General features: G+C 72.5%; 8 protein-coding genes. 6 read left to right on the forward strand and 2 right to left on the reverse strand.

Going from position 1 to position 10,406, the window contains the following annotated elements; translation table 11 throughout:
* Nucleotides 1–45: 45 nt before the first annotated feature.
* Together ABYE80_RS01980 and ABYE80_RS01985 are read left to right on the forward strand one after the other, a co-directional pair.
* Nucleotides 46–1,209: a DUF5938 domain-containing protein gene (locus ABYE80_RS01980; protein ID WP_372788268.1), complete on the forward strand. Its 1,164-nt coding sequence runs from the start codon at nt 46–48 to the stop codon at nt 1,207–1,209.
* A 119-nt stretch (nt 1,210–1,328) separates the two neighbouring features.
* Nucleotides 1,329–2,657, forward strand: a complete 1,329-nt coding sequence (locus tag ABYE80_RS01985) for an esterase/lipase family protein (RefSeq protein ID WP_372788255.1) — start codon at nt 1,329–1,331, stop codon at nt 2,655–2,657.
* On the opposite strand, the gene ABYE80_RS01990 is transcribed toward ABYE80_RS01985, so the two are convergent.
* Nucleotides 2,644–3,729 (reverse strand): YbhN family protein, encoded by a 1,086-nt coding sequence (locus tag ABYE80_RS01990; protein WP_372788257.1) that lies wholly within the window; start codon nt 3,727–3,729, stop codon nt 2,644–2,646. The genes ABYE80_RS01985 and ABYE80_RS01990 overlap by 14 nt on opposite strands.
* Nucleotides 3,726–5,633, reverse strand: a complete 1,908-nt coding sequence (locus ABYE80_RS01995; protein ID WP_372788259.1) for an ATP-binding protein — start codon at nt 5,631–5,633, stop codon at nt 3,726–3,728. Before ABYE80_RS01995 ends, ABYE80_RS01990 begins: the two co-directional genes overlap by 4 nt.
* 157 nt (nt 5,634–5,790) lie before the next feature.
* Here ABYE80_RS01995 and ABYE80_RS02000 point away from each other — a divergent pair, with 157 nt between their 5' ends.
* The 4 genes from ABYE80_RS02000 to ABYE80_RS02015 form a co-directional block, all read left to right on the forward strand.
* Nucleotides 5,791–7,158: a flavin-containing monooxygenase gene (locus ABYE80_RS02000; protein ID WP_372788261.1), complete on the forward strand. Its 1,368-nt coding sequence runs from the start codon at nt 5,791–5,793 to the stop codon at nt 7,156–7,158.
* 28 nt (nt 7,159–7,186) lie between these two features.
* On the forward strand, nt 7,187–8,140 hold the full coding sequence (locus tag ABYE80_RS02005; protein WP_372788263.1) for an alpha/beta hydrolase: 954 nt from the start codon (nt 7,187–7,189) through the stop codon (nt 8,138–8,140).
* A 24-nt stretch (nt 8,141–8,164) separates the two neighbouring features.
* The gene (locus ABYE80_RS02010; protein ID WP_372788264.1) at nt 8,165–9,364 is read left to right on the forward strand and encodes an acyl-CoA dehydrogenase family protein; all 1,200 of its coding nucleotides are present in this window, start codon (nt 8,165–8,167) and stop codon (nt 9,362–9,364) included.
* Nucleotides 9,365–9,379: 15 nt separating this feature from the next.
* The coding region (locus tag ABYE80_RS02015) for an acyl-CoA dehydrogenase family protein (protein ID WP_372788266.1) at nt 9,380–10,406 on the forward strand (1,027 nt) is incomplete at its 3' end.

Raw genomic sequence — 10,406 nt, forward strand, 5'->3', positions numbered from 1 at the left:
GCTCGCCGCGAGTCAACAGTCCCGACCGTGAACGAGGAGATCCCGTTGCCCACCACCAAGCCCGTCGTCGTCTACGGCGCGAGCGGCTACACCGGCCGTCTGACCTGCGAGTACCTGCGCGAGTACAACATCCCGTTCGTCGCCGCGGGGCGTGACGCAGGTCGTCTCGAGGAGGCGATGAAGCTCATCCCGGGCATCGAGACGGCCGACTACGAGGTCGCGGCCGTCGAGCACACGGTCGAGGCGCTGACGGACCTCTTCTCGGGGGCCAAGGTCGTGCTCAACATGGTCGGCCCGTTCTCCAAGCTGGGGCCCGAGACGGTCGAGGCGGCGCTGGCGGCGGGATGCCACTACACCGACACGACCGGCGAGCAGGACTGGGTGATGGTGTGCGACGAGACCTACGGCGAGCGCTTCGCCGACGCGGGTCTGCTCCTGGCGCCGGGAGTCGCGCAGATGTACACCACCGGTGAGATCGCGGCGAACATCGCCCTCGAGACGCCGGGCCTCGACACGCTCGACATCCTCGTGTTGTGGAAGGGGTTCCCGACGGTCGCCTCGACCGCGACGATCTTCGAGAACCTGCTCTCGCCCCGGTACTACCTCGAGCAGAACACCTACCAGCCGTGGACGGTCGAGCCGCACGAGGTCGTGGTACCCGGCCAGCACGAGCTGGCGCTGGCGCTGGAGTGGGGTGGGACGTCCCACCCCGTGTGGTTCAAGCGCGACCCACGCGTGGCGAACGTCAAGGCGCTGGGAGGCCTGTTCGACCGCGCGCGGATGCAGGCCGTGATCGAGGGGGCGGGTGAGGTCGCGGCGAAGGCGGCCGAGATGAGTCCTGATGAGGCGAAGGCGTTCCTGGCCCAGGTCGCCGCCCAGACCCAGTCCGAGATGCCGCCGCGCGAGAACCAGCGCATCAACATCTCGCTGGACTCGGTCTACGCCAGCGGCCCGGCGGGCAAGGTGCACGTGGTCCTCAACGGGACCTGCAACTACAAGCAGACCGGCCTCATGCAGGCGTACGCCGCCCACGCGCTGATCCACGGCTCGACGCGCCGCGCGGGCTTCGCGTCCGGCTGCCAGGCCTTCGGCCATCGGGAGCTGCTCGGCGTGCTGCGTGCGTTCGGGCTGATGGCGGAGCCCACGATCAGCGGGCACGTCAGCCCGGTGGCCGTGTCCGCCCCCGCCTCGAGCTACGGCCGGATCTGAGCTGCCTCGTGCTGTCGGTCGGCGCGCGCTGACCGGCAGCACGCCGGCCCGCTGGTCCCGGAGCTCCCCGCGGTCCGGTCACGGCGCGCCTCGGGCCGCTTTGCGGCACAGTGGGCGCCATGCGTTCCAGGAACAGGGTCCTGCTGCCGCTGCTCGCCGTCCTGGCGGGTGCCGCGATCCCGGCCACGGCGGGGGCGTCGAGCCCGTCGCTCGAGGAGCCGCAGGCGCTGCTGCGCGACGCGCTGAGCTGCTCGGCGGATCTCGCGACGGCTCCCCGTCCACCAGTCCTCCTGGTGCACGGGACGAGCGTGACCGCCGAGGAGAACTGGTCCTGGGGCTACCAGCACGATCTGCGGAACCGCAAGCACGGTGTCTGCACGGTGCAGTTGCCGGATCGTGCCCGCGTCGACACCCAGCGATCGGTGGAGTACGTCGTGTTCGCCATCCGTGAGATGTCGCGCCTGTCGGGTGGGCGTCCCGTGTCGACCCTCGGTCACAGCCAGGGCGCGACGCTGCCGGTCTTCGCGCTGCGGGTCTGGCCCGACCTCGCCCCGCTCGTCGACGACGTGGTCGGTATCGCCGGGGTCTACCTCAACGGATCACAGGAGATCCGCGACAACTGCGCGGACGGCTGCAGCCCGCCGTTCTGGCAGTTCGCCACCGGGTCCCGGCTCCTCGCCGCCCTGACCGAGCACCCGCTGCCGCCGGGGCCGTCGTTCAGCGCGCTGGCCACCCTGGCCGACGAGGTCGTCACGCCGCAGCCGCGCGCCAACGAGCTGCCGGGCGGGCGCAGCATCCAGATCCAGGACGTGTGCCCCGGGCGCCGACACGCGGAGGACCACATCTTCATGGCCGGTGACGCGGTGATGCACGCGCTGGTCATCGACGCGCTCGACCATCCGGGCACGGCGGACCCCGACCGGATCGACCGCACCGTCTGCGCGGAGCAGGTCTTCCTCGGGATCGATCCGGTCAAGCTCGCGCTCATCGCCCCGACGCTGTTGACGCAGGCCACGTCCGCCGGTCCCGACGTGGCCGAGGAGCCGCCGGTGCGTTGCGCGATCACCGGAACCTGTGCCCGTCCGGCAAGCGGCGCCCGCGTCCTCGTGTCCTCGCGCCTGCGCGACGCCACGATCCGCCGTTCGTCCCGGTGCCAGGGGCGATGCGGCCGGCCGCTACGAGCCGTCCTGCGCGTGCACGCGGCGACGGACGGTCACCTGCGACTGCGTCTCGTGGCCGTCGGCACCCGACGGCACCGCACCGTGTTCACCGCCCCCCGACGCCTGCGGGCCGGGCGGCGCAGCTCCGTGCGCGTCCATGCGCGACCGTGCTCGAGGTGCTCCGCACTGCCCGCCGGTCGGTACCGCGTGAGCCTTCAGACGCGTGCCCCGGGGGCGACCGGATGGCGCGTCGAGCGGACCGTGGGGCTGAGGATCACGAGCCTGTAGCGGACCCCCCTGCGGCGGCGGAGCCGGCCTCGCCGTCGCCCCAGATCCGGACCCGGCGCACGAGCTGGAAGTACGCGACGCTGCCGGGGATGATCGGCAGCCAGAACGCGTACAGCCGGTAGGCGAGCACCGCGAGCACCGCCGGGCCGGTCGCGACCCCGAACGCGAGGAGCACGCCGACCATCCCGCCCTCGACGCCGCCGACGCCGCCGGGCAGCGGGATCAGGTTGCCGAGCATGCCGGTGAAGTACGCGACGACCAGCACCGCGGTCGCGGGCGGGGCCACGTCGAAGGCGTGGAAGCACGCCCAGAGGACGGCGATGTCGGCCGCCCACCACAGCACGACGCCCCCCAGGATCGCCGGATGCCGGGCCCGCAGCAGCCCGAACGCCTCCCGGACCCCGGCGCTCACGGTCGCCGGCACGGTCGCGAGGCCGCGGCGGGCCCGGTCGGCCCGGGAGCGTCGCGTCTGCTGCTCGGGCGCGCCGACCCGGCTGTCGAGATCGGGTGGGACGAGCGCGAGCACGACGGCCAGCAGGATCACCCCGACCGCGAAGGCCCCCGGGATGACGGTCACGCCGAACGGCGCCGGTCCGGGGAACAGGCCGATCCGCAGGCCGGTCGCCGCGAGCGCCAGTCCGACCATGTAGACCGCGTAGAGCAGGACGAGGAAGCCCGCGAGGCGCGCGCGGACCTCGCGGACGCTCAGCCCCGACCGCCGCAGCGCCCACGCGGTGAGCGCGATGCCCCCGGCCCCGCCCGCCGCGAGGACGCGAGAGGCGACCACGCCGGCCAGCGTCAGCTCCCCCGCGGCCCGCCAGGTGATCCGCGACCCCGCACCGGCGAACGTGGCGTGGAACGAGAGCACGTAGCCCCCGAACGACGCCAGCTCGAAGCCCAGGGCGGCGAGCAGCCACCACCGGCTCCCGTCGCCGAACCGCTCCAGGGTCTCCCGCAGCTCGGGCACCTGCGGAAGCGCTCCGTACAGGAGCGCGAGCACGACGATGCCGACCCCGACCGTCACCAGGAGCCCGCGACGGCCCCGGTGCTGCCCGAGTGGCGACGGGATCACCGGTCGCGGGCGGCGAAGAGACGCGCGTTGTCCACGGCCATCGCCACGCGCCGCGCGACATCGCCCGCGAAGGCGACGTCGGCCTCGGTCAGCGTGCGCCCGGACTCGGCGGTGAGGAGCGTCAGGACGCCGAGCGTGCGGCCCCGGGCGAGCATCGGCAGCAGCGCCGCCGACCGCAGCCCGAACGCGCGGAGCGCCTCGAGGTGCTCCTCGTCGTATGCGCCCTCTTGCAGCATCTCGTCGGTGATCACCTCGGCGTGCACGGGAACGTTCTCGCGCACGACCTTGGCGATCCCCTCTCCCCGCGTCAAGTCCGGCGGGTGGCGCTGGTTGAGCTCCGCCCCGCGGCGGACCAGCTCGCTGTCGGAGTGGTGCAGGGCGACACGGTGAACGGGGCCACCTTCGGTGACCAGGTCGATGACGCACCAGTCGGCGAGGGTCGGGACGGTCAGGACGGCGAGACGACGCAGCATCTCGTCGAGCTCGAGGGTGCTGCCGAGCGCCTCGCCGAGATCCGCGAGGAAGCGGTTGCGGTGCTCGCCCTCGGTCTGGGCGGTGACGTCCTGGATCACGGTCACCGCGAGGGGACCGTCGTCGTCGAGCAGGGTCGCCGAGGTCCGCAGCCAGTACGCCCGCCCGGTCGCGATGTGCACGCTGCGGGTCAGCATCGGCTCCGACGGGTTCCCGCTGAGCACGCGCCTCGACGGGAGCGCGCCGAACTCGACGGGCCGGCCGTGCTCGTCGGTGATGCGGAACCGCTTCGCGAGTGCCGCGGGTGTCTCGTTGAGCAGCTCGTCCACGTCCGCCGCGCCGAGGAGCCTGACGGCGGCCTCGTTCGCGTAGACGAGCCGTCCCTCGGGGGCGGAGACGGTAACCGCCTCGGTGAGGGCGCCGAGGATCCGCTCCAGCCTGCGGCGGGTCCGGCGCAGATCGTCGACGAGGCGCGCCGACGCGACCAGACCGGCCGCGTGCTCGGCCACGCGGCTCACGGCGTCGACCGCACCGTCCATGTCCCTGTCGCGTCCGGCGATCGTGACGGCGCCGACGGGGGTCGCTCCGGTCATCAGGGGGATCGCGGCCCACCACGTCAGGTCCAGGGCGGCGAGCTCGTCGGCCCAGGTCTCGTCCGGGCAGACCTCTCGCCGCCACGCGTCGGTGATCCGGGTGGTCTGCGTGATGCCCGTGGAGGCGGCGATCGCCGAGGGGGCGTTCGGGGTCAGCGGGAACCGCAGCGCCCACGCCGAGCCCTCCGGGTCGATGCTCCCGTCGGGGTGCGCCACGCGCGCGCCGACGCGCCGTCCCGCCCCGGTCTCGTCGAGCAGGGTCACCGAGCAGAGGTCGGCCAGACGGGGCACGAGCAGCTCGGCGAGCACGCCGATGTCGTCGCCGCCGAACGCGTCGCTCGCGCCGGCGCGGGCAAGGGCGGCGAAGATGTCCTCGAGCGTGTCGGAGCCCTCGCCGCTCGCCGGACCGGTGAGCCCGGCCGCCGCGAACGTCATCCGCACCTCGCTGCCCAGGCCGCCCGGGCCCTGGCTCAGATCGACGTGGGTGCACAGCCGCCCGATCAACGGCAGGCCCATGCCGAGGCCGGGCGAGTCGGCGCGCGGGCCGAGGCCGCGGCCGCGGTCGGTGACACGGACCACGAGCTCGTCACGGCCCGGGCGTGCCTCGACCGCGACGGTGTCGACCGGCTGCCCGACGTAGGCGTGGATCACCGCGTTCGTGACGGCCTCGGTGACCGCGAGGCGGACGTTGCCGAGGACCTCGTCCTCGATCCCCAGACCCTGGGCCCAGCGGGTGAGCTCGTGCCGCAGGAGCGGGACGCCGGAAGGCTCCGCGGGCAGCTCGAACCGGAACCGCACCCGGTCCGGGCTCTCGTCGGACGTATCGCCGTTGCTGACCACCAATGCTGCCTCGGGGGGACGATAGCCGCGACCTCGGCGCACTGGGTCGCGGGCGCAGCGGACGCGGCGCTCAACCAGGACTACCCACGGGCGACCAGCCCGACACCTCACCGCGTGACGCTAGGCTCGTTCCAGCGTTCCCGAGGAAGAGAGACCCATGCCTGACCTCCCCACGACCTGCATCATCGGTGCCGGCATCAGCGGGCTGACCGCCGGAAAGAACCTGGGCGACTACGGCGTCCCGTACGAGTGCTTCGAGGGGTCGGACCGCATCGGCGGGAACTGGGCGTTCCGCAACCCCAACGGCAAGTCGAGCGCGTACGCCTCGCTGCACATCGACACCTCGAAGGACCTCCTGTCGTTCAAGGACTTCCCGATGCCGGAGTCGTTCCCGGACTTCCCGCACCACTCGGAGATCAAGGAGTACCTCGAGCGGTACGCCGCCACGTTCTCGCTCAAGGACCGCATCCACTTCGAGAACCGCGTCGAACGCGCCCGGCGCCTGGACGGCGGTGGCTGGGAGATCGACACCCAGGACGGCGAGACCCGGCGGTTCGACGTGCTCGTGGTCGCCAACGGGCACCACTGGGACCCGCGGATGCCGGACTTCCCGGGCGAGTTCACCGGCGAGGTCATCCACAGCCACCACTACATCTCTCCGGAGGAGCCGCTGAGCCTGAAGGACAAGCGGGTCCTCGTGGTGGGGATCGGCAACAGCGCCGCGGACATCGTCAGCGAGCTGTCGCAGAAGGCGTGGGGGAACCAGGTGACGCTGTCGACGCGCTCCGGGGCCTGGGTGGTCCCCAAGTACGTGTTCGGTCGGCCGCTGGACAAGGTCGTCTCCACGATCCCGTGGATGCCCATGAGCATCCAGCGCCGGGTGGCACGTGCCCTGCCCAAGCTCATCTCCGGAGACCCCGAGGACTTCGGCCTCCCGCGGCCCGACCACAACTTCCTGGAGGCGCATCCGACGGCCTCGAGCGAGCTGCTGTTGCGGCTGGGGTCCGGCGACGCGTCCGCCAAGCCCAACGTCGAGCGGCTCGACGGCAGCACCGTCCACTTCGTCGACGGGACCCACGAGGACTTCGACGCGATCGTGTACGCGACGGGCTACAACATCACCTTCCCGTTCTTCGACGAGCAGTTCATCAGCGCGCCCGAGAACCGCCTGCCGCTGTACAAGCGGATGCTCGATCCGCGGTTCGACGACCTGGTGTTCGTCGGGTTCGCCCAGGCGATCCCGACGCTGTTCCCGTTCGTGGAGGCCCAGGCCCGTCTGCTCGCGCGCTACCTGGCGGGGACCTACCGGCCGCCCTCCCCGGAGGAGATGACGCGCGTCATCGAGGCCGACCACGCTCGTCACAACGCCCACTACGCGGACCGGCCGCGACACACGCAGCAGATCGACTACCACGTCTACGAGTACGAGATGCGCCGCAAGGAGCTGCCGGCGGGCCGGGAGCGCGTGCGCGCGCACGGTCCGGTGGTGCTGGCCGGTCGTGCCGCGGAGCCGGTCGGTGTCTGAGTCCCCACGAGAGCAACGGAGCACACGCATGACCCGCAACGAGATCCGCTTCCCCTCCGGGGAGGACATGTGCGCCGCCTGGCACTACGTCGGCCAGGGTGATGACCTCGCGTCGGAGGTCGGCCGGCCCTGCGTGGTCATGGCCCACGGGTTCAGCGCGACCCGGGACAGCGGTCTGGAGGGGTTCGCCGCCGAGATGGCGGCGGTGGGCGCCGATGTCCTGGTGTTCGACTACCGGCACTTCGGCGCCAGCGAGGGACAGCCACGCCAGGTGCTGTCGCCGAAGCGCCAGCGCGAGGACTACGCGGCCGCGGTCTCGTACGCGCGTTCCCTGCCGGGTGTCGATCCCGAGCGGATCGTGCTGTGGGGCGTGTCGTTCGCCGGGGGACACGTCATCCAGGTGGGGGCGCAGGACCCGCGCATCGCCGGCGTGATCGCGCTCACCCCCGCCACCGACGGCCTCGCCACGTTGCTGTCGATCATGGGCCGTGAGGGGCCGATCTTCGGCATGAAGCTCACGGCGCTGGGCCTGCGGGACCAGCTCGGAGCGCTCCGCGGACGCGACCCGCTGCTGGCGCCATCGGTGGGGCCGGCCGGTGAGCCCGCCGCCCTCACCGCCCCCGGGGCGTTGGAGGCCATGAAGTCGATCGCCGGACCCACCTGGCGCAACGAGGTCGCGGCCCGGATCTTCCTGCGCGTCGGGATGTACGCCCCCGGGCGCTTCGCGGGGAAGCTGACGTGCCCGCTGCTGGTCCAGATCGGCGACGAGGACCAGACGGTTCCGCCCGCGTCATCGATGAAGGCCGCCGTCAAGGGCCGTGCCGAGGTGCGCCACTACCCGTGTGACCACTTCGACGTCTACCCCGGTGGTTCCGCGTACGACCTGGTGGTGGCCCACCAGGTGGCGTTCCTGCGTCACCACCTCGGCCGGGACGCCGAGGCCGCGGAGGAGCGGCGCGATCAGGTGGGTCAGACAGCCTGATCGGACAGTGTGTAGGATGCAGCCATGTCGCCCGACGTGAGCGCATCCGACGAGGCCTACCGTCAGCGCTTTCGCGCGTGGCTGGACGCGCACGGCGCCGCCGCGCCGCCGCGCCACGTGCTCGAGCCGCAGGACGACGCGGCCGTGGCCCGCCTGCGCGCATGGCAAGGGACGCTTGCCGATGCGGGCTACGTCGGTGTCACGTGGCCGCAGGAGATGGGAGGACGTGGGGGAACGCCGGCCCAGGCCGTCATCGTGGACCAGGAGCTCGAGGCGCGGGGCATCGCCGGACCCTTCGACTTCATCGGGATCGGCATGGTCGGTCCGACGATCATGGCCCACGGGTCTCCCGAGCAGCAGGAACGTCACCTGGCACCGCTGCTGCGTGGCGAGGAGTTCTGGTGCCAGTTGCTCTCCGAGCCCGGCGCCGGGTCGGATCTCGCCAACGTCCAGACCAGGGCGCGGGTCCAGGACGACGGGACGTGGCTGGTGAACGGACAGAAGGTCTGGACCTCGTTCGCTCAGCACGCCGCGTGGGGGATCCTGCTGGCGCGTACCGATCCGACGGTGGCCAAGCACAAGGGCCTCACCATGTTCGCGGTCCCCATGGACGCCGAGGGCGTCACGATCCGGCCGCTGCGCCAGATCACCGGGGACGCCGAGTTCAACGAGGTCTTCCTCGACGATCTCGTGCTGGCGCCCGACGCGGTGGTCGGCGCGCCCGGTGAGGGGTGGAAGGTCGCGCTCACGATGCTCGGCTTCGAACGGGTGGCGGTCGGGTCCGGGTTGCACGCCGTGCGGCTGGAGCGGCTCGTCGCCGCCATCGCCTCGGACGACGACGCCCGCTCGGACCGGGGGCTGCGGATCCGCCTGGGGCAGGTCGCGAGCCAGCTCCTGGCGCTGCGTCACACCAGCGAGCGCGTCGTGCAGGAGATCGCCGAGGGGCGCGTCCCGGGTCCTGACGCCGGGCTCATCAAGATCACCAGCGTGCTCGCGTCGCTCGACGCCTGCCGGTTCGCCGTGGATGCGCTCGGCTCCCACGCGTTGGTCGACGGCGAGTGGGGGTTCCAGGTCTCGGCCCTCCCGGGCGTGCGCTCGGCGGGGGGGACCGAGGAGATCCTGCGCAACCTGATCGGTGAGCGCCATCTCGGGCTGCCACCGGAACCGCGGGTTCCGGCCCCCGCCCCGAAGACCGCCGTCCAGTCCACGCCTGCCGCCGCCTAGCCCGGAGCCTTCGCCATGTACCTCGCCCTGACCGACGAGCAGTCCTTCCTGCAGGAGGCCGCCCAGGACGCCCTCTCACGCCTGCCGACACGGGAAGAAGCGCGCGCCGCGCTCGACGGGGAGGCCGTGCCGTCGCGGTGGGATCTCGCCGTGGAGGCGGGCTGGACAGGTCTGCTGAGCGGGGAGGAGGTCGACGGCGTGGGCCTCGGCGCGTACGAGGCGCTGCTCGTGCTCGAGTGCTGCGGCCGCGTCCTTGCGGACGCCCACCTCCTCGGCCACCTGCCCGCTGCCGCCGTGCTGGAGGCGGCGGGCAGCGATACCGCACTGCGGCGCGCGCTGGCGAGCGGGCAGCGCCGCGCCGCGCTCGTCGACGCCCGCCTCGGTGAACGCAGTCGTGCCCTCACGCTGGTGGGCCGGGGGAGCGAGGTCGAGATTACGGGTGAGGTGCGAAGCGTCGTGGACGCCGACGGCGCCGACGTGTTCGTGGTCGTCGGGGAGTCCGAAGATGGGACCAGGATGGCGGCGATCGTGGAGGCCGGGGAGGGGATGAGCGTGCGTCCGCAGGAGGCCTACGACGCCACCCGCGCCCTCGCCACCGTGTCCTTCGCCGGGGCCGCCGGGAGGATGCTCGAGCTCTCGGCCGCGCAGCTCGAGATCGGATGCGCGCTGCAGCGTGCCCTGCTCGCGGCCGAGTCGGTCGGCGCCGCCGACGCCTGTCTGACGATGGCGCGCGACTACGCCGTGGATCGCGTGGCGTTCGCCCGGCCGATCGGCTCCTACCAGGCCATCAAGCACAAGATCGTCGAGATGCTCCGGCACGTCGAGGGCTCCCGGTCGCTGCTCGTGGCCGCCGGCCAGGCGTGGGACCGGAAGGACCTGCCCGGGTTCGTCCTGGCCGCGGCCGCCGCCCGCGTCGCGTCCACCGAGGCGCTCGACTACAGCGCCCCCGAGAACATCTTCATCCACGGCGGGGTCGGCGCGACGTGGGAGCACGACTGCTCCCTGTACTACCGGCGCGCAGAGCTGTCACGGCGGCTCGCAG

Origin of the sequence: Paraconexibacter sp., from assembly GCF_041602235.1 — a bacterium.
Lineage (GTDB): Bacteria > Actinomycetota > Thermoleophilia > Solirubrobacterales > Solirubrobacteraceae > Paraconexibacter.